Annotated in this window: 16 protein-coding genes; 10 read left to right on the top strand and 6 right to left on the bottom strand. The window is 52.8% G+C overall.

The genetic code is table 11. The features are described 5' to 3' along the window. Window positions 1–326 precede the first annotated feature (326 nt). A complete protein-coding gene (locus HUN04_01275) occupies window positions 327–680 on the bottom strand; it encodes an alkylphosphonate utilization protein (GenBank protein ID WDP88444.1) in 354 nt (117 codons plus the stop codon). Window positions 681–1,327: 647 nt separating this feature from the next. On the opposite strand from HUN04_01275, the gene HUN04_01270 reads away from it, so the two are divergent. The 4 genes from HUN04_01270 (at window position 1,328) to HUN04_01255 (ending at window position 7,108) form a co-directional block, all read left to right on the top strand. Further along, a complete protein-coding gene (locus HUN04_01270; protein WDP88443.1) occupies window positions 1,328–2,290 on the top strand; it encodes an ABC transporter substrate-binding protein in 963 nt (320 codons plus the stop codon). Beyond that, a complete protein-coding gene (locus HUN04_01265) occupies window positions 2,278–5,262 on the top strand; it encodes a response regulator (GenBank protein ID WDP88442.1) in 2,985 nt (994 codons plus the stop codon). Before HUN04_01270 ends, HUN04_01265 begins: the two co-directional genes overlap by 13 nt. Window positions 5,263–5,265: 3 nt before the next feature. Next, window positions 5,266–6,114, top strand: a complete 849-nt coding sequence (locus HUN04_01260; protein ID WDP88441.1) for a pirin family protein — start codon at window positions 5,266–5,268, stop codon at window positions 6,112–6,114. Between the two features lie 187 nt (window positions 6,115–6,301). Continuing rightward, window positions 6,302–7,108, top strand: a complete 807-nt coding sequence (locus HUN04_01255) for a thioesterase family protein (GenBank protein WDP88440.1) — start codon at window positions 6,302–6,304, stop codon at window positions 7,106–7,108. A 94-nt stretch (window positions 7,109–7,202) separates the two neighbouring features. Here the strand turns inward: HUN04_01255 and HUN04_01250 are convergent, their stop codons facing one another. The 3 genes from HUN04_01250 to selD form a co-directional block, all read right to left on the bottom strand. Then, window positions 7,203–8,726 (bottom strand): universal stress protein, encoded by a 1,524-nt coding sequence (locus tag HUN04_01250; protein ID WDP88439.1) that lies wholly within the window; start codon window positions 8,724–8,726, stop codon window positions 7,203–7,205. Between the two features lie 196 nt (window positions 8,727–8,922). Further along, window positions 8,923–9,405 carry a GatB/YqeY domain-containing protein gene (locus HUN04_01245; GenBank protein ID WDP88438.1) on the bottom strand — a complete coding sequence of 161 codons (483 nt, stop codon included), beginning with the start codon at window positions 9,403–9,405 and terminating at the stop codon, window positions 8,923–8,925. A gap of 33 nt (window positions 9,406–9,438) precedes the next feature. Beyond that, complete coding sequence (selD, locus tag HUN04_01240; protein WDP93121.1) at window positions 9,439–10,428, bottom strand: selenide, water dikinase SelD; 990 nt, start codon at window positions 10,426–10,428, stop codon at window positions 9,439–9,441. Between the two features lie 304 nt (window positions 10,429–10,732). Between selD and HUN04_01235 the strand changes: the two genes are divergently transcribed. From HUN04_01235 to HUN04_01210, 6 genes are all read left to right on the top strand, one after another. After that, window positions 10,733–12,913 carry a response regulator gene (locus HUN04_01235; protein WDP88437.1) on the top strand — a complete coding sequence of 727 codons (2,181 nt, stop codon included), beginning with the start codon at window positions 10,733–10,735 and terminating at the stop codon, window positions 12,911–12,913. 411 nt (window positions 12,914–13,324) lie between these two features. After that, window positions 13,325–14,434: a ribosome small subunit-dependent GTPase A gene (gene rsgA, locus HUN04_01230; GenBank protein ID WDP88436.1), complete on the top strand. Its 1,110-nt coding sequence runs from the start codon at window positions 13,325–13,327 to the stop codon at window positions 14,432–14,434. Between the two features lie 314 nt (window positions 14,435–14,748). Beyond that, window positions 14,749–15,849, top strand: coding sequence for an ABC transporter substrate-binding protein (locus HUN04_01225; GenBank protein WDP93120.1), 1,101 nt, complete (start codon window positions 14,749–14,751; stop codon window positions 15,847–15,849). After that, window positions 15,846–17,729, top strand: a complete 1,884-nt coding sequence (locus tag HUN04_01220) for a PAS domain S-box protein (GenBank protein ID WDP88435.1) — start codon at window positions 15,846–15,848, stop codon at window positions 17,727–17,729. Before HUN04_01225 ends, HUN04_01220 begins: the two co-directional genes overlap by 4 nt. Continuing rightward, window positions 17,726–18,439, top strand: coding sequence for a response regulator (locus HUN04_01215; protein ID WDP88434.1), 714 nt, complete (start codon window positions 17,726–17,728; stop codon window positions 18,437–18,439). Before HUN04_01220 ends, HUN04_01215 begins: the two co-directional genes overlap by 4 nt. A gap of 65 nt (window positions 18,440–18,504) precedes the next feature. Beyond that, window positions 18,505–21,747 carry a protein MalT gene (locus HUN04_01210; protein WDP93119.1) on the top strand — a complete coding sequence of 1,081 codons (3,243 nt, stop codon included), beginning with the start codon at window positions 18,505–18,507 and terminating at the stop codon, window positions 21,745–21,747. A gap of 149 nt (window positions 21,748–21,896) precedes the next feature. Here HUN04_01210 and HUN04_01205 read toward each other — a convergent pair whose 3' ends face one another. After that, window positions 21,897–22,970 (bottom strand): trypsin-like peptidase domain-containing protein, encoded by a 1,074-nt coding sequence (locus HUN04_01205; GenBank protein ID WDP88433.1) that lies wholly within the window; start codon window positions 22,968–22,970, stop codon window positions 21,897–21,899. Window positions 22,971–23,087: 117 nt separating this feature from the next. Further along, complete coding sequence (locus HUN04_01200; protein ID WDP88432.1) at window positions 23,088–23,864, bottom strand: amino acid ABC transporter substrate-binding protein; 777 nt, start codon at window positions 23,862–23,864, stop codon at window positions 23,088–23,090. Between the last annotated feature and the right edge of the window lie 173 nt (window positions 23,865–24,037).

The raw sequence follows: 24,037 nt of genomic DNA, 5'->3' as shown, positions 1-24,037 counted from the left end.
AGCAAAACCATACGCCTTTTGTCCGCCATGTCAAGCCCGGGGCGGCAGGGGCAATGCCCTTCAATATCGGAACGATGGGCTAGGATAGGAATGCCACAGACCGCTCCTGGAAGGGGGACAACGCTTTGTCCTGAGCGGCTTGCTGTGAAATGCTTCAAAAATTTATGACCGGATTGCCTTCCATGGCAGTCCGGTCATAAACCTAGGGTGATTTCCGGTGAATCGGAATGTTTGAAAGGGGATTATGGAAATGCCCGGGGAATCTCCTTGCCGCCAGAATGCAGAAGCAAAGAGCCGATTATATTTCCGATAGGTACCCTCTGCCTTTAGGCCTTTTTAACAACAGAACATTTAAGGTACATGGCGCCGAACCCTGGAATCTTACAGGAAATATCGTGGCCATTTACCGGGTCATCAAGGAGTTTGATGTTTTTGACCTTGGTACCCAATTTCATTGTGTCCTTCCCGGCCTTAAGATCTTTGATGGTGGTGACGGTATCCCCATCCTGCAACGGCGTACCATTGGCATCGAGGAAGCGCGGCGCATCTTCCTGGGGAGCCTCATCAGAAGCCTGATCCGGTGCCCACTCATGACCACATTCAGGGCATATCCACAGCATTCCATCGGGATAGGCATAGGGTGAATTACATTTGGGGCACATATTTTCTTCGACTGACATAGCAACGTTCCTTATTGTTTAGTATAAATTGGTTTAAAATATTCTTTTCATGCAGTAAAACACTGATCACGATGATAGATAAATGAAGACCTCATCACTTGTATCTATAGGGGATAACACCTGGATGGGAACCCGACATGGTTTAGTAGATAGTTCATCATTTTTTAACTGTTGAGAATTAATATCCAGAGAAACGCTCCAAAGGGGAATCATACAATTCCCATAACCGCTTCTGCTCCTGTCCAACCCATTCAGTTCTTCCATTAATCGATCTATTGCATGTGAGGGCCATACGGACCGGTATTGGCATGCAGTAATCAGAAGAGCACTTTACCATCATCTGTTGTTTTTATCAATTTTTTACACCGCAACACATGGTATCTGGATCGCCAACAGAAATTCTAAGTGTTGCTTCATCTACCAAAAGATCGACAGATCCGGAAATCTGTGTTAGGTATTTGGTAAAGATTCCAGCTAAAAATATTTTTTTGATAAAAACTGCCTTTAACATGACCGCCACAGGACTGGGCAGGTAAATCATCTGAATTCTGAAACCTGCCAAGTAAGATCAACATTATCTCTTTTTTTCTGATGTTTATTTCAAAAAAGGGACTTTATCGATAAAGGGACCGAAAAGGTAGCTTCTTATGATTTCAAAGCGATTGATCCACCCATTATTATGGATTGTATTTTTGTTTTTCCACCTTTCTTTGCTACACGCGGAAGAGGTAAAAACGTCCAACCCCATTAAAATTATAGTGAATGACTGGACCAGTCAGATCGTACTCAGCAAAATTCTCGGTAGTATTTACGAATCAATCGGTTACAAGGTCGAGTACCCGTTTTATACTGTAGATAAGCAATTCGGGGCAATGAATTTTGGATGGGCACACATACAGGTGGAAATCTGGGAAGGAACAATGCTTGATGCCTTTGAGAACGTTAAAAAGAAAAATGTCGTTGAGGTCGGTTTGCATCCGGCGAAGACACGCGAGGAGTGGTGGTATCCTTCCTACGTAAAAAAACGTTGCCCCGGGCTGCCCGATTACAGAGCGCTGAACAGGTGTTCGAAATTATTCGCCTCTCCAACGAGTAGCGGAAAGGGGGTTTATCTGGGAGGCCCCTGGGAAAAGCCGGATGCTAAAAGGATAAAGGCCCTTGGTCTTAATTTTATAATTAAAATTGCAAAAGATTCTGACGAACTGACTGCCATCATGCAGGAGGCCGTAAAAAACCAACGGCCAATTGTGATGTTCAACTGGACTCCCAACTGGACGGATTTTGCCTATGATGGAGAATTTGTGGAATTCCCGGTTTATGAAAAGGCGTGCGAAACAAATCCCAAGTGGGGTATAAACCCCTTGTTTACCCATGACTGTGGCAATCCCAAAGGGGGGCGGTTGTTCAAAGGGGCCTGGAAAGGAGTGGAAAAACAGTGGCCTTGCGCCCACAAAATACTTGAGAATATGAAAATGACCAACCGCATGATCGCAGAGGCTGCCTATCTGGTGGATATAGAAAAGAAAACCTATGACCAAGCTGCAGAAATCTGGATAAAGCGTCATCAGGATGCAGTCAATAGCTGGTTCCCGTCAACATGTTTTCACTGAAGCATTCTTCCATTGCCCGTGCGCTCTACCTTTTGATGATTGTTGTGATTTTTGTCCCGACGGCAACCATCGGAACGGTTCTTTTAGTGATTGATAAAAACAGGCTGGAAATTAAAAATAAAAAGTTTCAAGAGGATACGGCGAAAATTATTGCTTCCGCCATGCAGCAGCCGCTTTATGACTTTACGCCTCAGGTCGATTTGCCGCTGATTGATTATACGCTAAAGGACGGACGGGTATTGGCAATCAGGGTGTATGATTTTGAAAACCAGCCATTTTCAAATTACTCACCCGGTAACAGGGAGATGGTAAAGCGCAAAACCATACATCGGGATGTCCTCTTTGAGAACCGGTTCATCGGCAGGATAGAAGTTGATTTCAGTGATGACGTTCAAGCACAGTTTCTTCGGAGTTTTGGTGTTATTATTTTGATCCTGGTAGCGCCTCTGGCAATCTCTTCCATTATATTTTTGAAATTCATCCGTTATAAAATTATCAACCCCATTTATTATCTTGAAAAACATTCTGGGAAAATTGCCAGAAACGAGCTTGATGAGCCAATAGAATCGTCCAGCAATGATGAGTTCGGCAAACTGTCACAATCCTTCGAGTTCATGAGGCAGACTTTAAAAAAACAGATCGTCACATTGGATAAGCGCGTGCAGGAAAAAACCCGGGAGCTGAATGATCTTAACCGGTCCCTGATAAATCATAATGCTGAACTGAAAAAGGCAAAGAAACGGGCTGAAGAAGCCGAAAAAACGAAATCCGAGTTTCTGGCCAATATGAGCCATGAGATCCGTACGCCCATGAACGCGATCATCGGCATGAGCCATCTGGCACTGAAAACCGATCTGACTCCCAAACAGCTGGATTATATCATTAAGATCGACTCAGCCGCAAAATCGTTGCTGGGTCTGATCAACGATATTCTTGATTTTTCCAAGATTGAAGCCGGCAAACTGGACATCGAATCCGCGAAATTCGATATTGACGATGTCATGGCGGATGCGGCGAACCTGGCCGCTGTCAAAACATCGGAAAAAGGATTGGAGCTGCTGGTGCACATATCACCTGAAGTCCCGCGCAACCTCATTGGCGATCCGCTCCGTTTGAAGCAAATTCTGGTGAATCTGGCCGGCAATGCCGCCAAGTTCACCGAACAGGGTGAGGTTGAGATGTCCTGCAGCGTGGATGGACGGGTAAAAGGCAAGGTAATCCTTCGTTTCACCGTGCGGGACACCGGGATCGGTATGACGCCGGAACAGCAAGCCAGGCTGTTTCAGGCGTTTTCCCAGGCAGACAGCTCCTTCTCCCGAAAATATGGGGGGACTGGGTTGGGGCTGACCATTTCAAAACGCCTGTCGGAATTAATGGACGGGAGGATTGGTGTTGCGTCTGAACAGGGCAGGGGCTCTACCTTCTTTTTTACGGTGCAACTGAAAGTCGACCCTGAGGGCGGCAACCGACGGCAGGTGACGGCCGGCGATGACCTGCACCGTAAAAAGGTGCTCGCAGTCGATGACAATGAGACGGCCAGGGATATTTTTCAATCCTATCTCAGGAGTATGGGCTTCAGGGTTGAAACCGTTGCCAGCGGCTTGTCGGCATTGAAACGTCTTGAAGCGGCAAATGAATCAGATCCTTTTGAAATTGTACTGATAGACTGGAAAATGCCGGAAATGGACGGTATGGAAACCTGCCAGCGCATCCGCGCCATGCCGGGCCTTGCGCCCAGGCCCAAGATTATTATGGCCACGGCCTATGGCAGGGCGGAAATTCATGAACAGGCGATAGAAACTGGTTTTGACGGATATGTGATTAAACCGGTGACCCAGTCCGCACTTTACGATGCGATTATGACAGCTTTCGGACGTCAAGTGGTCACCCGGCGGAAAATGCATGACAACTACCTGGTTAAGGCAAAGGACATCAGAGGCGCGCGTATTCTTTTGGCCGAAGATAACGAGATCAATCAACAGATTGCCGTTGAGATCCTGGAGAATGCCGGGCTGTCCGTTGATGTGGCCAACAACGGCCGGGAGGCTGTGGATGCGGTTAAGATCAGGGACTATGATCTGGTGCTGATGGACATTCAGATGCCGGAGATGAACGGCATGGAGGCCACCGCCCGCATTCGCGGATTCAAAACTATCGGGGAGCTGCCCATTGTGGCCATGACCGCCCATGCCATGGCCGGAGACCGGGAGAAGAGCCTTGCCGCCGGCATGCAGGATCATGTCACCAAGCCCATTGACCCAAAGGAATTGTTCACCGCTCTGGTCCGGTGGATAACACCGGGAGAGAGGGGCCTTCCCAAAGGATTCACTGCCCAAACAAATCGCGAACCGCCCGGAAATCAATCTGCTGACGAGCTTCCGGTTTACCTTCCCGGGTTCGATATGCACCAGGGACTGCAGCGGCTTGACGGGAACAAAAAGCTCTACCGTGAGCTGCTTCTTAAAGTCCGGCGCGATTATGCCAATGCAACTGGCGATATCCGGAATCTCATGGAAAAAGGTCAACGGGAGAACGCAAGACGCTTGGCCCATTCAATTAAGGGGATTGCCGGCAACCTGGGGGCCCTGTCCCTGCAGTCAGCAAGCCAGGAGGTGGAGAGCCGCTTAAAAAATGGCAAACAGGTTGATGATGCGCTAAAGCATTTTGCCAATGAAATGGAGATCGTTCAACATGGACTTAACACCATCAAATCGAAAGAAGAACCTTCCGGTTTGGGACCAATCGGGGGGGCTCCCCAGGATCAGTTAATTGAATCCATCGAAAATATTCTACCTTACCTCAAAAGTCGGACCCCCAAACCCAGCAAAGAAAGCATGGAAAAAGCCAAGTCCCTTGGATGGCCGGAAATGTTCAAGGCAGATGTTGAAGAATTGGACAGGATGGTAAGCAAATACAGGTTTAAGGATGCTTTAGCCGTTGCTGATAAAATAATAGGCAGATTGGGAGGGTAATTCATGGCCAATGCAAGAAAGATTAAACTTATTTTAAACGGTCAACCCACTTTAGAGGGTGCCGGGGTGCAGCTAAACCGGGTATTCGGATACCATGAAGTCCCTGAATTTGACCCGTTCCTGATGCTGGATGATTTCCGCTCCGATACACCGGAGCACTATTTGAAAGGATTCCCTTGGCACCCCCACCGGGGTATAGAAACCATCACCTATGTATTGAAGGGTGAGGTGGAACACGGGGACAGCTTGGGCAACAAAGGCATGATTGATTCTGGAGATGTACAATGGATGACAGCAGGTCGTGGCATTATCCACCAGGAAATGCCTAAAGGCGATGCAAACGGGGCCATGCATGGATTTCAGTTGTGGGCCAATCTGCCAGCATCTCAAAAAATGATGGCGCCTAAATACCGTGACATCTCATCAGACAAGATTCCTGAGGTTCAACTTCAGAACGGAGTGCAAATTAAAGTCATTGCTGGAAAGATAAGCGGGGCAAAAGGCCCAATGGATGATATTGTTATTGATCCCGAGTTTTTAGACTGTACCGTACCCGGCGGGCAGCGGTATACCCATGAAGTTGATCCCGGCTATACGGCTTTTATTTATATGATTGGCGGCAAAGGGAGAATCGAGGATAAGGAAATTGGAAACGGCAGCCTAGTTCTTTTTGAAAACGGCGATTATTTAAGCGTAAGTGCCCACGATAAGCCCATACGGTTTCTGCTGTTAACAGGCAACCCCTTAAAAGAGCCAGTGGCATGGAAAGGTCCCATTGTCATGAATTCTCAGGATGAATTGGAGACCGCTTTTCAGGAGTATAGGGAAGGCACATTCATAAAATCAGAGTGAACCATGAGCCGTATTTGCCAAACCGGCCACGAGGAAAGAATTCACTCGCATAAGAAATATAGTTGGGCGATTCAATTTGATTTTCATCCCGGGTTAACATAGGATCCATTACAATCCGGCCGAGGGCCCTGCCAACCTGGCCCAGGGCCGGCCGGCACCAGAGACGCTTGATGAAAAGGAATGGAATATGCCTGATACTGATTTTGCCACGCTCATGGACAAGGTGCACACCAGGGGAACCCGGGAGGAGCTGCGGGTGCCCGAAGAATGGATGCAGGGCCGTACCGCCTACGGAGGACTGGTGGCTGCAATGGCCTTGAAGTCCATGCGCGTACATCTTCCCCGGGAACGGAAAGTTCGCAGTCTTTTATTTTCCTTTGTGGGTCCGGTGGACGCCGCCCCCTTCTTTTTTCACACCCAGGTTCTGCGTTCCGGCAAGTCCGTGACGACCATTGAGGCAAAACTGGTTCAAAAGGATCAGGTCCGCTGCACCGCGGTGGGAAGCTTTGGTGGTGATCGCGAGTCAAAGATCCGGATGGCTCCTGTTGGACGTCCTGAGATGCCTGCCCCTTCCAAGGCCATTGAGCTTCCCTATATCGAAGGCATGACCCCCGCCTTTACCCGGCATTTCAACTATCGATGGGCAATGGGAGAACTGCCTTTTTCCGGCCGGGGCGGCAGGGAAATAGGGGGATGGATTAATTTTTGCGAAGAAACGGATTGTCTTACCGAAGAATGGTTGATCGCCCTGGCCGATGCCTGGCCGAGCCCTGTGTTATCCAAATTGAGAGAACCGGCTGCGGCCAGCACGCTGACCTGGGCATTGGAATTTGTTCATCTGGACCGGTCAACCTGCTCTGAAAACCAATGGTGGGCCTATCACTGCACCGTTGACAGCGCCGAAAAGGGATATGCCAATGAACGCAGCATTATCTGGGATCCCGAAGGCCGGCCGGCGGTGTTCAGCCAGCAGACCACGGCTGTTTTCGGCTGAATGCGTATCCGTGGGATAAGGCCCCGGTCATGAAAGCGCCGGGGCCTTGACCCGGGGCTGTCCAGGCCATGGTCAGGCCATGGTCAGGCTATGGTCAGGCGGGGGGCCGGGCCACCAGCACCGGCACCTGCGATGTGTGGATGACGCCCTGGGCCGTGGAGCCCAGCAGGATGTCTTCCATGCCCTGCCGGCCGTGGGTGCCCATGATGATTAAATCAAAATTGTCCTGGGCCGCTATTTCCGCGATTTTTTCCACGGGGTCGCCGGTTTTGACGATGACCCGGTCCGGGGAGAGGGGACAATAGGGGATCTCCCGGAGAACGGCCCTGGAGGTTTCCTTCATCCGTTCCGTAAGGGTCCTTTGGGCGGTTTCCACGGCGTCCCTGTTGAATTCCGCTTCTTTTTCCCGGCGGCCGGGCACATTGATGCCGGCCTGTTCGGAGTATTCTTCAAGCACATCCGGCACCACGTGGACGGCCCAGACCTTGGCCTCGTACTTGTTGCCCAGGCTGCAGGCGTAGCGGGCCGCAAACTTGGCCGTGGGGGATAGATCCGTGGCAAAGAGTATTTTTTGGATCTGCGCCACCATCGGTCCGGTGGCCGGTTGTTGGGCAGCCGCCACCGCTTTTTCTGCCGGTTCTTTTTCTTTATCAATTCTGGCAGGACCGAAGATTTTGTCCGTAAATTTTACGTACCAGGCCGCTGACTGGACCTGGATGATATAGGCGATGGCCACGACCAGCGCGGCAGAGGCCCCCTCTTTGCCAAAGGCATTGATGGCGATGGCCAGGGCAATGGAAAGGTTGCGCATGACCGAACCGTAAACCAGGGCGATGGCATCCCCCCGGGGCAGAAAATATTTGCCCACAAGGCTGGAAAGGGTGAAGTTAAAGGCATAGATCAGGACCAGCGGGATGAGGATGTAAAGCAGCATCCCGGGTGCCCCGGCAATGGCTTTGGCTTTCAGGGCCATGGCAATGAAAACGATGCCCACCACGCCCAGGGTGGACAGGGGCGGGAATTTAGGGGCCACAGCCTGTTTGAACCCCTTTTGGCCGTGGCGTTTCACCAGGTGGCGGCGGGTGATATAGCCGGCGGCCATGGGGATGAACACAATCACCACGATCTGCTGGAATATTTTGGCAAAGTTGATTTCAATGGCCGTGCCCATTAACAGCTGGACGTAAAATGGGGTGGCGACGGAGCCCAGGGTCAGGCCGATCACGGTCATTTTAACGGCTGCCGCCAGGTTGCCCTTGGCAAATCCGGTCCAGGAAATGGTCATGCCCGAGGTGGGGACAAGGCCGGCCAGCAGCAGCCCCAGGGCCATGTATGGATTGTCCCTGAAAAACAACAGGCCCACGGCCCAGGCCAGAAAGGGGACGATGCCGAAGTTGATGACCTGGGTGAGAACCTGTGCCTTGACGTCCCCGCCCTCAAAAACCTTCTGGATATTGAGGGTGACCATCATGGGATACACCATGAGAAAGGTAAACGGGATAATCAGGGTTTTGAGAAAGGCGGCATCAAATATAATGCCGAAGACAAATCCCGAAAGCATCATTACGGGAATGGCAAGGGTTAAATTTTTGCTGATTTTCTGAAGCAGTTTCCACATAATCCTATTCTCCTTGATGGGGTTGGTGCATTATTTCAGCTATGGTGAAAAAGCTTAGCAAAATAAATGCCGGGTTAAGAAAAAATCAGATTTTAAAGCGAACTGCAGGGAATCTGGCCGGATAAACGGTTACCGGGCAAGGCACACCAGATAAAGGTAACGCCCGGTAACCGGAAGAAAAAAGGTAACGGTAACGTTACATGGATTTCAGAATTTCCTGTACCATCCGGCCGTCGGCCAGCTTCCCATAATGCTTCATCACGGTGCCCATGGCCTGCATGGGGCTTTTAAACTGGGATAGATCCAGGTTAGCGCCGATCCACTCCCGGACCTCTTCTTCCGTTGCCATTTTGGGCAGGTAGGTATTGAGCAGTTCCAGGTAGTCCGAGGTGGTTTCGTTTTTAAGTTCCAGGACCTGGAGTTCGGATTTGACGAATTTCCTGATGATATCCTGGATATCCTCATCGGTGATTTCATCCGGCTGTTTGGCCCGGGTGCTCTTTTTACCGCTTTCCAGGGTAATGGGAACCGTGAGGCTGGGAAAGGCGCCCATGATCAGGCGCATGGTGTCCTTCACCCCGGTGTCCTTGTTTTTCATTGCGGTTTTCATGTCCTGGCGGATTTTGTCATAAAGGGGGATGCCCATTGAGGCGTCCCAGCCGTAAGTATTTTCCGTCATTTTATTTTCCTTAAATAGTCAGGTTATAGATGGTTAATTTAGGGTAATTCCCGGCGCGTCACCGGTGACATTGCCAATGCGGGCGGCCCAGGCCAGGCCCTTGTCTTTTAAACGGGAGACCAGGCCATCGGCCTGGGATGCGGGCAGGGCAAATACCAGGCCCCCAGAGGTCTGGGGATCAAAGATCAGCCCTTCTTCCTCCCTGGTGAGGCTGCGGGTTATAACCAGGTCATGGGCGTTGACCATGGCCTGGTTGGGCTTGTTGGAACCGGTGGTCTCTCCCCTGGCATACATGGCCCGGGCATGGGGATAGAAGGGCAGAGCCGTGAAGTCCACCTCAAAGCGGCAGCCGGATCCGTTGGCCATTTCCATGAGATGGCCCAGGATGCCGAAACCGGTCACGTCTGTGCAGGAATGAAGCTCAAATTCCATGGCCGCTTCCAGAGCGGTGTTGTTCAGTGCGGCGACAATGGGCAGCACATCTTTTTCCAGGTCTGAAAAGGCCAGCTTGCCTGAACGGACCGCGTTAAAAAGCACTCCGGACCCCAGGGGTTTGGTCAGTACCAGCCCGTCCCCGGGTTTTGCCCCGGCATTGGACAGGATTTTGTCCGGGTGAACCACCCCGTTGACGCAGAGGCCGTATTTGGGTTCTTCGTCATCAACGGAATGTCCGCCGGCCAGCACGGCGCCGGCTTCCTTGACCTTGTCGTGGCCGCCCTGGAGCATCTCCCGAAGAATACCGGTATCCAGGATTTTGGAAGGAAACATGACCACGTTAAGGGCGGTCAGGGGCCTGCCGCCCATGGAATATATATCCGATACGGCATTGGCCGCCGCCACCTGGCCGAACCAGTATGGGTCATCCACAGGCGGGGTGATAAAGTCGATGGTATTGATCATGGCCAGGTCGGGGGCCACTTTATAGACCGCTGCATCATCCGCCGTGTCATAGCCCACCAGGAGGTCGGGATCTGATGGGGCTGGAAATCCTTTGAGGGTGTCCGCCAGTACCTGGGGACCGATTTTGGCAGCTCAGCCGCAGGTCCTGGCCAGGCCGGTCAGGGTTTTTTTCTTAAACAGTTTCACAGATGTCTCCCTAGTAATTCAAATCATGCAAACTATACCTGTTAATCGATCCGGATACAATCTTTATGTCCCCGGGGCTTTGGGGGGCGGAATACCCCTTGTGTTCGATTTTCAGGTTCAGGAACCGTTCACATGATTTATTTTTTACATTTGAAAGGATTTCGTTTATACCTGATGTCATAAGAGTGACCATGCGGCGAACTCTTTTGTATGTTTCACTATTTATAATTCGGGGCGCCCTATGAAATTAGTCCGGCAGGTCTTTAACTATTGGTGTCTGCTTGAAGACAGATTCCTCCCGGAGGAGCTGAAAAATCGCGACCCCTTAATGATCTGGAAAGAAAAAGCGCTCTATCTGTCCTTTTTATGTACCGTCGTATTTGGTTTTTTTGCCCTGGTTCCCTCTTTAATACTGGCATATCAAAAAGATCTGATGCTGATTTTCGCCGCAGATGTGGTCGTCTATGTTCTGCTTGTTGCCTTCCTTTTTTCGTCGGGCCTTTCCTTGAAACTCAAGGCCTGGATATCGCTGGTTATCATCTATGCCCTTGGGGTGGTGCTCCTCTTTGTCACGGGATATTATGGCGCCGGTTATATCTGGCTTTTCGGGGCAACCATGTTCGGCATTGTTTTATTCGATAATAAATATCTGGGCATCATTTTACTGGTGAACCTGCTGATTTTGATATCTGTGCTGGCATATATCGTGTTCGGCGTCCCGAAATGGCAGCTTCTATTGGCAGATCCAAAAGAAATCTGGGTGATACTCACGGTTAACTTTATGGTGGTCAACCTGCTGATAATCGTCGTTGGCGCCCGGGCAAAAAGCAATATTGACAAAGCGGTCGTACGGCAGGTCCATGCGCAGGCCTCACTGATCGAAGAAAAAGATTTTTCAGATTATATCATCCGGGGGATTCCTGGATTATTCTTCCTATTTGAACAGCAGAAAAATGGCCGGCTTTGGCTGAAACGGTGGAATGAAAATCTTTTGTCCTTTTTCGGGTACACCCATGAAGAATTGAAAAATATGAATCTTCTCGATTTCTTTGAGGAAAAAAGTCTTTTATTCTTAAAAAGAAAACAACAGCAGCTGTTTGAGAATGGTTCAATAGATTATGAAATCGGCATGGTCAAAAAAGACGGCACCCTTGTACCGGGCTATGTCCAGGCGTACAGTTTTAAAAAGAACAATCGAATCTATGTGATCGGAACCGCAGTGGATTTCACTGCCCAGATTAAAGAAGCCAGAGAAAAACAAAGAATGCAGAAGAGCCTTGGCGCATCCCAGAAGGCGGCCGCCCTGGGAACCCTTTCAAGCGGCATTGCCCATGATTTTAATAATATTTTATCCGGGATAATCGGATATGCTGAATTGATCCGGATGGCACCGGATGACCTGGATAATATCAATAAAGGCGTTGATCAGATTCTGAAGGGATCTGACCGGGCAAAAGACCTGGTTCAGCAGATCCTGACCTTCAGCCGGCAGGCCGGATCGCAAAAAAGAACCATAAAGCCTTATTTGATTGTGAAAGAAGCGGTCAGATTAATGCGTTCTTCCATCCCGGCGACCATTGAAATAAAGGAAAAAATTGAATCACGCAGCCCCATTCATGCAGACGAGACCCAATTGCACCAGGTGGTGCTGAACCTGTGCACCAATGCGTATCACGCAATGCGGGAGACCGGGGGGACCCTTGCCGTTGAATTGTCCGACGTCTCTATCACCAGAAGTGATCAGATTAAAGGCCATCAATTTGTCCCTGGAGATTACCTTCTCTTGAAAATTGCCGATACGGGCCATGGCATGGATAAAATTACCCTGGAAAGAATCTTTGAGCCTTATTTTACAACCAAGGAAAGCTGCGAGGGGACCGGCCTTGGCCTGGCAGTCGTACACGGTATCGTTAAAGAACATCATGGCCATATACAGGTGGACAGCAGAATGGATGAGGGGACCTGTTTTTATCTGTATTTTCCGCTGCTGGAAGCCTCCGAAGCATCAGGGAAACTGCCCAAAAAACAACGGGTGCCCCTGGAGAGCAAAAATCAGGAAAAGATCATGGTTGCAGATGATGAGTCCAGTATCCGGGTTATTCTTCAGTCCGCTTTTGAGGATTATGGCTATTATGTGGAAGCCTATCCCAACGGAGAAGAGGCATTGGAGAGATTTAGGGAGAGTCCTAATTTTTTTGACCTGTTAATCACGGATGTGGCCATGCCGAAAATGCCCGGAGATAAACTGGCCAGAGAGATATTGAGAATCAGAAAGGATATGCCCATAATTATCCACACCGGATATTCTGAAAGCTTTGATGAAAAAACAGCATATCGGTCCGGCATCAGAAAATACCTTCAAAAACCCGCGGATGTTAATGACATACTCTTGGCGGTACAGGATATCTTTTTCCCGGGTTAACTGGCCTGGCAACAAGGCAAAAAGTTCTGCGAACGGGCTGGGAGAAACGGCCCGATGGCTGCTCTCCGCTTATCCTGACAGGGGCCTTGGCCCCGGGGCAGGTGATTTTTGAAAATTGACAGAAATGTCAAGGTATGATATTCACCCCACCGGTTTTATTATCTTATAGGAGATTTTTTGTTTAACGCATCATTGGAGATTGTGCCGCAAGTTGCCTGGGCAGAGCGCCTGTAACAGCGACGGATCAATCTTGACTCAACTTGGCTGTTCCCTTCGGATCCAACCTATGGTTCGAATTCCGTAATCTGTTCTGCGCCTTTTCACAGGCAACCTTCCCAGCATTACCTGATTTACATCTTTCCGGCGGATTTGCCGGAGTACACTTAAATGCTGAAGAACGGAGATCTTCAAATGTCAGATCAAAATACAGGACACAATTCCCTATCCGTGCTCGGATGGGACGATCATTTCCAGTCATGCCTGGAAAATTACAATAAGGATGATATTCAAAAAGCCGGTTACAGGCCGGCCAGGGTGGTCGGGGTTGAGAAAAACCATTTTCTGATCAGCCGGGGCCATGGCGATGAACTGGCCAGGACAGCAGGCCGGATGATGCACAGGCCGGACAATATGTTCCCGGTGATCGGGGACTGGGTTATGGCCTCAGACGGCCTGATCAGCGCGGTGCTGCCGCGGAAAACGGTATTATCCAGAAACGCTTCCGGGAGCCGCGGCAGCCAGGACGGTCCCGACGTCAGGGAACAGATCATCGCGGCCAACCTGGATACAGTCTTCATCGTCTGCGGCATGGACCGGGATTTCAATCTGCGCCGCATGGAAAGATATATCACCCTGGTCTATAATTGCGGGCTTTCTCCGGTCATTGTCCTGACCAAGGCGGACCTCCATGATGACCCGGCCCCCTTTGTACAGGAGGTTGAAGAAATCGCCTTCGGGGTGCCGGTTCATCCGGTATCGGCAGGGGATGATGCAGGCCCCTTGTCCTTGGCCCCTTATATATCCCAAGGCAAAACCATCGCAATGGTGGGGTCGTCCGGTGCCGGAAAATCAACCCTGCTCAACCGCCTTTACGGTGAGGACCTGCAACCCACTGCAGCGGTCAGCACCCTGCTTGGAAAGGGGCGGCACACCACCACCAGCCGGAGCCTTATCCCCATGCCCCAGGGCGGCATGATCATAGACAATCCCGGGATTCGCGAAATCGGGTTTGCAGAAGAAGGGGAGGGCATCCATTCGGCCTTCCCCGATATTGAAGCCCTTGCCCAAACCTGCCGGTTCCATGATTGTTCCCATACCCATGAGCCGGGCTGCTCTGTGCTGGACGCCGTGGCCGACGGCAAACTGCCCCGGCAGCGGCTGGACAGCTACCGCAAAATGGAAAGGGAAATGGCCTATCTGTCCCAGCGCCGGACTAAAACCGCCGACCGGGTGGAAAAGGAGCGCTGGAAGGGGGTGGCCCTTAAAATCAGGTCGGTTAATAAAAATAAGTACAACAATTAACCGGCATTCATGGGATGGGGGCCGCACCGTCGGCCCCCATCCGCTTTAAGGTTCGCACTATATTGGGTATGGCTCTGGCGGCCCAAGCCATCGGGACAGGTGGTTTTCCCGGTCTTCTGCCTGGGTCATGGTTTCCCGGGCCGGCACCGGATTGACTTTCACTGTCCCTTCCTCTATTGTTTGGCAAAGGCGTGAACCGCACAAAACAAGGGGTTTTAAGGGTGGCAAAAATTTGGAAATGCATCTGGGGTGCAGCACTGATACCGGCGCTCCTGTTCTGCGGGTGCAACAGGGGGCCGGAACAGCTTTCCCCCATGGACCTGCGTACCGGGGTGACGGACAAGGAGATCCGCATCGGCTCCTCCCTTGCCCTTGGCGGCCATGCCGGATACCTGGGCACCCAGATGCTCCAGGGGGCCATGTCATATATCAACCATGTCAATGACCGGGGAGGGATCCACGGGAGGAAGATCCGGCTCTTTGCCAAGGACGACGGCTACGATCCGACCCGCTGCCTCTTCAATACCCAGACCCTGATCCTGGAAGAAAAGGTGTTCTGCCTCTTTTCCTACGTGGGCACCCCCACCACGGTGCGCATCATCCCCCTGGTCAATGAGGCCCAGATTCCGCTTCTTGGCATGTTCACCGGCGCCCACAGGCTCCGGGACCCGGTCAACCCCCTGCTCATCAATGTCAGGGCCTCCTATTACCAGGAAATTGAGGCGGCGGTTTCCATGATTGTGGAGAAAAAAGGCCTGGACCGGGTGGCGGTGCTCTACCAATACGACGAATACGGGTTCGACGGACTGCGGGGGGCTGAGATCGCCCTGAAACAATACGGGCTCAAGCCCGTGGCCAAGGGCACCTATGTCAGGGGCACCCTGGCGGTGGAAAAAGGCCTTGAACAGATCATCTCCTCCCAGGCCCAGGCCGTGGTCATGATCGGCACCTATGACGCCTGTGCCAAATTCATCCGCCTGGCCAAGGAAGATAATTTTTCGCCCCTGTTTTACAATGTTTCCTTTGTGGGGTCTGCCGAGCTTGCACGGCGGCTGGGCCGCATCGGACATGGTGTCCTGGTGACCCAGGTGGTGCCGCCGCCGGAGGCGGACAGCAAAGGGATGCTGCTTCCGGGTATCCGGGAGTATAAACGTCTTCTCCAACGCTGGTATCCCCAGGCCAGACCCAGTTTTGTCGGCCTGGAAGGGTTTTTGAACGCCAGGATCCTTGCGCTGGCACTGGAGCGGGCAGGGCGGGATCTTGACCGAAAAAAGTTCATTGCAGCCATCGAATCCATACGGGAATTTGATCTGGGCATTGAAAACCCCCTTTCCTTTGGTAAAGGAGATTACCAGGGACTCGACCGGGTTTATTTCACAAAAATCTATCAGGGAAAACTGGTGCCCCTCCCATGAATTTTTTCAGCAGACTCAGCCTAAAGAACAAGATCTTTGTCTCCTGCCTGGGGTTTACGCTCATTGTTTCCATGCTGATTGCGCTGTTTACCCGGGCGCTGCTGATTTCCAGCCTCACCGGCGAACTGAAAGAACGGGGGGTGGGGATTGCCCAGGGCACCGCGGACAGCTCCCGGGTTTTCATATTGACCCGGAACCGGGCGGAACTGACCGGACTTGCCTACGATGCACGGCTGGGAAACCGCAGGGATGTGGTGGTTTACCTGGTGATCACGGACCGGGAGGACAATATCCTGGCCCATACCTTTACCACCGGGTTTCCCAAGGGGTTTGCCCCGGTGCCCCTTGACGAGGTTGCCGAAGATGACCGGTTCAACAGTATGCGTGTCGGCAGCCACAGGGTCTTTCATCTCGCCGTGCCCGTAAAAGAAGGCATTTATACCATCGGCACAGTCCAGATGGGCCTGGACAGTGCCCATATCGACAATCTCATCGCACGGCTCCGGCTGATATTCATGAGTTTTCTCTCCCTGGTGACCATGCTGTTCTTTTTTTTGAGTCACAGACTGGCCCTGAACATCACCCGGCCGGTAACCTCACTGATCCGGTATACCGACCGTTTGACCCGGGGGGATTTCAATTTTTCAACCCATTCCGATTCGGCCGCCCCTCCCCTGGAATCCGGGCAAAAGGGAGACGAAATTACCATATTAAGCGATTCCTTCATGCGGATGACCCGGGAGCTTGCCAGGTCCACGGACCGGCTCAGGCAATCCCGGAAAAATTACCGGTCCCTGTTCCATTCCGGCCCCAATCCCATCTTTGTGGTTCACAGGGAAAAATTCGAGATCCTGGATGCCAACCCCAAAGCCACGGAGGTCTTTGGCTATTCCAGGGAGGAATTAAGGGGAAAAACCTTATTTGACCTGGGGAAACTTGACCCCAAGACCTTTGACCGGGACTATCCCCCCGGCGAATCCATTGTGATTTCCTCAAAGGTGGAGGCCTTCGGCAAGGACAGGGCCACGCTGTTTGTAAATATCCACGCGGGTACGGCCGAATACCGGGAGATGGAGGTCATCATCGTGGCGGCCACGGATATCACCGAACTGGTGGAAAAGGATACCCAGCTTATCCAGGCATCAAAAATGAAGAGCCTGGAGAAGATGTCCGTGGGAATAGCCCACGAAATCAACCAGCCCCTCAATGCCATTAAGATGGGGAGCGAATACCTGGCCATGATGCAGGAACGGCATCAGCCGGTGGCCCCCGGGGATCTGACCATGGTGGTGGGAGAGATTTCTGACCAGGTCAGCCGGGCCTCGGAGATTGTGGACCGGCTCAAGCGGTTTGCCCGGAAGGCGGATTTTTCCAGGGAGGTGATCAGCCTCAACGATTGTGCCAGGGCGGTCCATAAGATCATCGGCCGGCAGATTGCCCTGCAGAATATTGATTTTCAGCTTGACCTTGATGAAGATCTGCCCATGGTTCTGGCCCACAACAACCGGCTGGAACAGGTGATTTTCAACCTGGTGACCAATGCCAGAGATGCGGTGAACGAACGGGTGGAAGCCGGCAGCGACATCCGCCGGGGGAAAATTACAATTGCCACTTTCACCGACCGGAAAACCGTTGTATTACATATCAAAGACAACGGCACCGGGATTGAACCGGAACGGATTGAGACCATATTCGACTCTTTTTTTACCACCAAGGAGATGGGGGAGGGCCTGGGGCTCGGACTGCCCATTGTCCAGGGTATTGTCCGGGACTACAACGGCACCATCAGCGTGGAAAGCAAGGTGGGGGAGGGGGCCGTGTTCAGGCTCGTCTTCCCTGCCCATGGGGCCGGCAATGTCCCTGATAAGGAGAACAGATGAAAATACTTGTCATTGATGATGAAAAACCGACCCTGTCCATGTTCCGGCTTTTTTTGGCCGCCTATGGCTATGAGGTCCACACGGCCAGCGACGGGGAGGAAGGACTGGCTCTTTTTAATACCCTGAGGCCGGACATCGTATTTACCGATATCCGCATGCCGGGCATGGACGGTCTTGAGGTGCTGGGGCGGATCCGCAGGGCGGATCCGGACTGCCAGGTGATCATCATCACCGGCCACGGAGATATGAACCGGGCCCTGGATGCCATGGATATGGATGCCTCGGATTTCATCAATAAGCCGGTGGAGCGCCAGGCATTGAATTCCGCTTTGCTGAGGGCTGAAAAACGGTCGCTGGGAGACGGAAACAAAGCCTTTGGGCTGGCCCTGGAAACTGACAGCCGTTTCGCATCCGGGGGAAATCTCTGCCGTGTTACAGGGCGGCTCACCGGAGAGGGCCAAGCTGCCCTGGGAAGGGTGTTTGAAGGCATGGCCCGGGGGGAGGTCCTTGTAATGGACTTTGATCCGGAATTTTCCATTGACCGGTCAGGGATGGCACTGCTTACGGCGGTGCTCCAGCGGGCGGTGGAAAAGGGCATCCATCTGGAAATGAAGGGACTGGGATTCAACTATATCCGGTTTTTCGAAATGGCTGGCATCCATAAATTTGCAAAGATTCATCCCGCCGATGTCCAGGAGCCCGGGCTTTGACCGTCGTTCCGGGCAATATCCCCCATGTGGGAGAGGTGCTTCACAGGCCCAGGCTCTTTGAACGGATGGCCGCCCCCTGCCGGATCGTTCTGGTAACCGGCCAGGCCGCCCAGGGGAAAACCACATTGGTGGCGGATTATCTTGCCGCCCAGGAGGCGCCCAGCAGCTGGTTCCATCTGAACCGGGCCGCCTCGGACCACGGGGTGTTGTTCGATATGCTCCACCGCGGCCTGGACCGGGAGGTCAGGGCGTCGGGACAGGCTAAACATCCGCCCCACATTACCCTTGGCAGCAGTAAAGACCTGCTCCGGCAGATTGAGACCCTCACCACGGCCATGGGCCGGTGGGAGGGCGGGACCCCACCGGGACTGAACCTTGTCCTTGACGACATGGAGTCCCTGGCCCCGGACGGATCTGCCTATGAATTCATTGAGGCTTTGCTCAGGGATGCCCCGGACCATGTGCGGTTTTTTTTCCTATCAAGAACGATCCCTCCCCTGAACCTGAGCCGGTTTAAAATAAAAAAACAATTGATTACACTCACCAATGAGGATCTGGCCTTCACCCGGCAGGAAGCAATGGCGTTTTTCCGGACGCCCATTGCCGGAGAGAAATCGTCCCTCGGCGGGGAGGACATCGAAAAAATCCTGGCCATCACTGAAGGCTGGGCCGGCGGTCTGGTGCTGGTCTCTGAATCCATGCGCACTGACCCGGATCTGGATCAGCTTCCGGACCGGCTGAGTTCCGAGGCCTTTTCCTATTTTTCCGACGAAATCTACCGGAACCTTGCGCCGGAGTTGAGGGCCTTTCTCATGGAAACCTCCCTCTTTGATGAATTGGACACCCGGGTGCTTTCCGAATTTTTCACGGATGCAGATCCCTGTGCCCTTTTGGAGGGGCTTGAACGGCGAAATCTTTTTGTCAGGAAGATCAGCCCCCATCCCCGGTGGCCGGTGTTCAGGTACAATAATCTGTTCCGGGAGTTTCTGGCCGCGGATCTGCGGGCCACCCGGACCGGCGAGGCGATTTGTGCACTGAATGAGTGGGCCGGACAGATCTGCTGGGAGCACCGGGACCATGACAAGGCCGTTGATTTTTTCATGGCGGCCGGCGCCCATGACAGAGTTGCCGAGATTATACGCATCAAGGGGACCGGCGATCTGATCAAGGGCCGGTCGGAGCTTCTCTTTGAATGGATACAGGCCCTGCCTGCCGAAATGACCGCCAAAGACCCATGGCTTATTTTTTTCGCAACGGCCGCCCGGCGGATCAAGGGAGGGAAAGCCAATATTACCGCATTTAAGCAGGCATTAGACCTGTTCCGGGACAGGGGGGACCTCAGGGGAACCCTGCTTTGCCTGGCCTATCTCATCGAAGCGGCCGTGTTTATCCGGCAGCCGGCCACGGTGATTCTAAAATGGATCCGCCAGGGAGAAGATGCCTTGACGGCCATGCAGGGCAAACAGCGGTATACCTGGGCCAGGACCCTTCTCTGGCAGCAGATCGGCCTGGGCTATATCACCGGCAACGGGGATATACCAAAGGGGATTTCCGCCTGCCGCAACGCCATGCTACTGGCCAGGGGAATTGAAAACAGGGACCTGCTGCTCAATGCATCGGTGATTCTGACCCTGGGCTTTGTCCAGTCCGGAGACTTTTCCGGGGCCAGGGAAATGCTGGACAGAATATCCGCCTCCACCGGAGAGGAGCCTTTTCCTGAATACAGGGCACTGAACAATATCACCAATATCGATTTTGCCCTGAAACGGGGGGAACTGGATACGGCGGGCCGGCTCCTGGCAAGGGCCGAGGAGGATATTGAAAAATTCGGCCTTATTTTCCTTTACCCTGGATTTGTGGAGGCCAAGGCCATTTACCATACTGCCAGGGGACAATACGACCAGGCCCTTCAGACCGCCGATCACCTGTCGGATTTTTCCATCCTCGAAGGCAATGAGTTCTACCTCGGAGTGGCCCACCGCATCAAGGCGGTGACCTGGCTTTCCCAGGGGGAATACCGCCGGGCCGTTGATGCGGCCCAGGCGGCAGTCAGGGAACTGGGGCGGCGCATGCGGGGGGATATCCATCTGAATCTGGCCCGCCAGGTGCTGGGTATTTCCCTCTTCCACTTAGGAGAATACGGGGCTGCAGTTCCTTTGCTTGAACAAGTCCTGGAATATTTCAGGGGCATCGGTTCGGATCTCAGCCTCTGCGAAACGGACCTGGTGCTTGGGCTGATCGCCGTTGAAAAAGGTGAAGACGGAGCCGCCTGGTTCGCCGAAGGATTTGAAAAGGCTGTGGAAAACCGGTATCTCAATTTTCCGTTTCTGGGTGCCGGCCTTCTGGGGCGGTCCCTGGCAGCGGCTGCGGCTGCAGGGGCGGTTCCCGGCGGTTTGACGGCATATTTCAATGCGGCCAAGGACCATAGCCTTGGCGGGGCTGTGAAAGCGGGGATCACCACCTGCCTGGAACGGGCAGGGAAGAAAGAACAGGCGACCCTGGCCGGACGGCTGGAACCCCTTTACAGGGCGGCCCAGCCACCGGTTTTCATCCGGACCCTGGGCAGTTTCCGGGTGAGCCTTGGGGGGCGTGAGCTTATGCCTTCCCTTTTCGGCGGAGCCAAGCCCCTTCTCCTGCTCAAGGCCATGGTGCTCAAGGGGAGGGAGGAGATACCCAAGGAGGTGCTCATTGATTCCCTATGGCCAGGGGCCGCTGCCGCAGCCGGGGATAAAAATTTCAAAATCAATCTCCACCGGTTGAGAAAGGCGCTGGAACCTGATCCGGTAAAAAATTTCGGGTATGTCTATATCGCTCAGAAATCCGGACGGGTCTCCCTTGATCCGGATCTGGTCCGGCTGGATACCCAGGATTTTCTGGACGCCTATTCCCAGGGCTGCAGGCTTGAGGCAGGCAATGAACCGGAAAAGGCCATTGATGCCTTTGACAGGGCCTGGGAATTATACGGGGGCGAATACTTTGCCGATGACCTTTATCTGGAATGGGTGGGCCACCATCGGGAGTTTTATCGGCACAAGTGCATTGAAATTCTGGAAAAAAAAGCCGCGCTTCACCGGCAACTCAACCAGCTTCAGGCGGCCGCAAATACCTGGCAGGCGGTGCTAACCCTGGACTGCTGCCGTGAAGAGGCATTCCGGCATCTCATGGCCCATTACGGGGAGGCCGGGCTGAAAGGGGAGGTGGTGCGCCTGTACCACCAGTGCCGGGCCGCCCTGAGATCCGAACTGGATGCCGAGCCGGACAAGGCCACCCTGGATCTTTTGACAAGATACACAGGCGGCGATGCATAAAGCTGCGGTGATTACTTCATCGGGTATTCAACCGGCCCTCCACTCATTTCGCTGAAATCCTTCCACCCCAATTTGTTTGAGCTTCCATGGAAGAATAAGACATTTAACTCACTGAATACTCTGTGAGCCCTAGCTTCTAGGACAATGAATTAGGGTGAGATGAATCTTGAAAATTCCTGGAGGGCCAGCCCGATAGGGATGGCAAAGCCCAGGCCTTCAAAATTGCGGGTCAGTTCCTTCATGGTATTGATGCCCATGACCCGGCCCTCTTCGGTGACCAGGGGGCCGCCGCTGTTTCCCGGATAGATCTGGGCATTGGTTTGGATATACCCCCGTTCCATGCCGGAAACGATGCCCGAGGACACCGAATCCTTCAGGCCGATGGGGCTGCCGATGGCAAAGGCGGGCATGCCCTGGCGGGCGCCGCCGCGGTGGGCTGGTAAAAGACGGGGCGTTGTATACCGGTCCAGTTTAAGCAGGGCAAGATCGTATTGTTTGCTGACCGCAACCAGGTAGACATCGTGGGTTGAACCATCCTTGAGGATGGCCGTGAAATGCCTGGCCCGGCTTGCGGTATTGGTCCTGCGGTGAAAATCCGATTTCTGCCGTTGGTAGTCGTTTTTCCGGCTGTTGAATTCCCGGAGCCGCTGGTTGTAAATCTGTTTCCGGCGCTGGTAGTCCTTTTCAACCACGGCATATTTCGCCTCTTCGTTTTTTTTCAGGGCACCGCTTTCCAGGGAGGCGATATAGGTGCGGAACCGGGCGAGGTAGGTTTGGATTTTTTCGAGCTGGGCCTTTTCCTTGGAAAAATAGGCAGTATAGTCTTTGAGCTGCTGGTCGGCCTTGTCAAACTGCTGCCTGGCCCGCTGGGTGTCGCCCTGGCTGCCCCGGATCACATGTTTGTTGGTGATGATATAGCCCGTGGGGGTGATGAAAAATCCTGAACCGGTACCGGCGGGACTGCGGATGGTCATGACAGAGAGGGAAGCGGTTTCAACCCCTGTCCTCGGGCGGAATTTTTTCTTCATCCGGCCGGCCAGATCCGTATTCCCGGCATCAACGGTGCCGTCCAGGGTATTCAGGGACTGCTGCCCGGCAGGCGGGGTGTCGGTGAAAATCCAGTTGCCCTGCGCATCTTTGTACTTGTATATCTGCGCGGAAGAGATGCCAATGAAGGGCAGGGCAAGGAGTACTATAGCCAGGGGAATCAGGTATTTTTTCATTGTCCGTCCTTTTTTTATCATGAAATAACCATAGCCCAAGGCTAAAGTCAAATGGGCTGGGCACCCCGGTATTTTATGGGCATGGAAAATACCGGGATGACGAGGGTGGATTTCAGGCTAGATCACCTGCCACTTCGCCTTGAGGCGGTCGTAGGTGCCGTCCTCTATCAGCTCAGAGAGGGCCGTGTCGATTTCCCGCTGCAGGGCGGCCTTGTCCTTGCCCATGGCAACGGCGATCTCCTCGCGCTGAAGCGGGGTGATCAGGATTCTGAACCCCTTGGCCGATACATAGGTGTTGGCAATGGCATCCTCCAGGACAACAGCGTCGGCTTTGCCGGTTTCAAGCAGGGAGACGGCGGTGCTTAAACTGTCCACGGCCTTCAGCTGGGCGCCGTCGATGAGCTGGGCCGAATCTATGGCGGTGGTGGCCTTGACAGCAGCAACGATTTTACCGTCCATGTTTCCAAGGGTTTGGATGGGGGAGCTTCCGGCAACCATCACCACCTGGGAGGTGACAATATAGGGGGTGGAGAATTGGACCTGGATTTTCCTGGCGCCGGTGATGGAGAGGCCTGACATTCCGATATCGACCATCCCCTTTCCCACTTCGGTAATGATTCGGTCAAAGGGCATTCCCTTAATATCGGTTTTCACCCCTATCTTTTCAGCCACGGCCTTGATCAGATCGATGTCAAAGCCTACGATTTTTCCTTTTTCATCTTTGGTTTCAAAGGGCGGGTAATCCGGGCTGGTGGCCACGGTGATCACACCGGCCTTTTTAATCTGATCCAAGGCGGTGTCCTGTTTTTTCTCTTTTTCATTGCATCCGGTCGCCAAAGTTAAGGCGGTGAACATCAGGATTGCAATTGCAAAAAGTGTGCGCTTGTTATTCATTCGAGCTCCTGTAATTATACTGATAATGCGGTTACACCTCTGGCAGGTACTTCAGATGGCAAACCGCCAGAGGCAACGGGGCAAAATACACCGGTTATCGTGAATTGTCAAATACTTGCTGCCGACTCTGCTTGACTTGAGTTCTCCATTTAATTATTGTTTTTGTATCCATG

It is taken from the genome of Desulfobacter sp. (assembly GCA_028768525.1).
GTDB lineage: Bacteria > Desulfobacterota > Desulfobacteria > Desulfobacterales > Desulfobacteraceae > Desulfobacter.
The sequence above is the reverse complement of the archived record's forward strand: the minus strand, read 5'-3'. Positions and strand labels throughout refer to the sequence as shown.

What these genes read in the sequence shown, in the direction of transcription:
- HUN04_01275 (WDP88444.1), bottom strand. Translation starts at nt 680, where the DNA reads ATGTCAGTCGAAGAAAATATGTGCCCCAAATGTAATTCACCCTATGCC.
- HUN04_01270 (WDP88443.1), top strand. Translation starts at nt 1,328, where the DNA reads ATGATTTCAAAGCGATTGATCCACCCATTATTATGGATTGTATTTTTG.
- HUN04_01265 (WDP88442.1), top strand. Translation starts at nt 2,278, where the DNA reads ATGTTTTCACTGAAGCATTCTTCCATTGCCCGTGCGCTCTACCTTTTG.
- HUN04_01260 (WDP88441.1), top strand. Translation starts at nt 5,266, where the DNA reads ATGGCCAATGCAAGAAAGATTAAACTTATTTTAAACGGTCAACCCACT.
- HUN04_01255 (WDP88440.1), top strand. Translation starts at nt 6,302, where the DNA reads ATGCCTGATACTGATTTTGCCACGCTCATGGACAAGGTGCACACCAGG.
- HUN04_01250 (WDP88439.1), bottom strand. Translation starts at nt 8,726, where the DNA reads ATGTGGAAACTGCTTCAGAAAATCAGCAAAAATTTAACCCTTGCCATT.
- HUN04_01245 (WDP88438.1), bottom strand. Translation starts at nt 9,405, where the DNA reads ATGACGGAAAATACTTACGGCTGGGACGCCTCAATGGGCATCCCCCTT.
- HUN04_01235 (WDP88437.1), top strand. Translation starts at nt 10,733, where the DNA reads ATGAAATTAGTCCGGCAGGTCTTTAACTATTGGTGTCTGCTTGAAGAC.
- rsgA (WDP88436.1), top strand. Translation starts at nt 13,325, where the DNA reads ATGTCAGATCAAAATACAGGACACAATTCCCTATCCGTGCTCGGATGG.
- HUN04_01225 (WDP93120.1), top strand. Translation starts at nt 14,749, where the DNA reads ATGGACCTGCGTACCGGGGTGACGGACAAGGAGATCCGCATCGGCTCC.
- HUN04_01220 (WDP88435.1), top strand. Translation starts at nt 15,846, where the DNA reads ATGAATTTTTTCAGCAGACTCAGCCTAAAGAACAAGATCTTTGTCTCC.
- HUN04_01215 (WDP88434.1), top strand. Translation starts at nt 17,726, where the DNA reads ATGAAAATACTTGTCATTGATGATGAAAAACCGACCCTGTCCATGTTC.
- HUN04_01210 (WDP93119.1), top strand. Translation starts at nt 18,505, where the DNA reads ATGGCCGCCCCCTGCCGGATCGTTCTGGTAACCGGCCAGGCCGCCCAG.
- HUN04_01205 (WDP88433.1), bottom strand. Translation starts at nt 22,970, where the DNA reads ATGAAAAAATACCTGATTCCCCTGGCTATAGTACTCCTTGCCCTGCCC.
- HUN04_01200 (WDP88432.1), bottom strand. Translation starts at nt 23,864, where the DNA reads ATGAATAACAAGCGCACACTTTTTGCAATTGCAATCCTGATGTTCACC.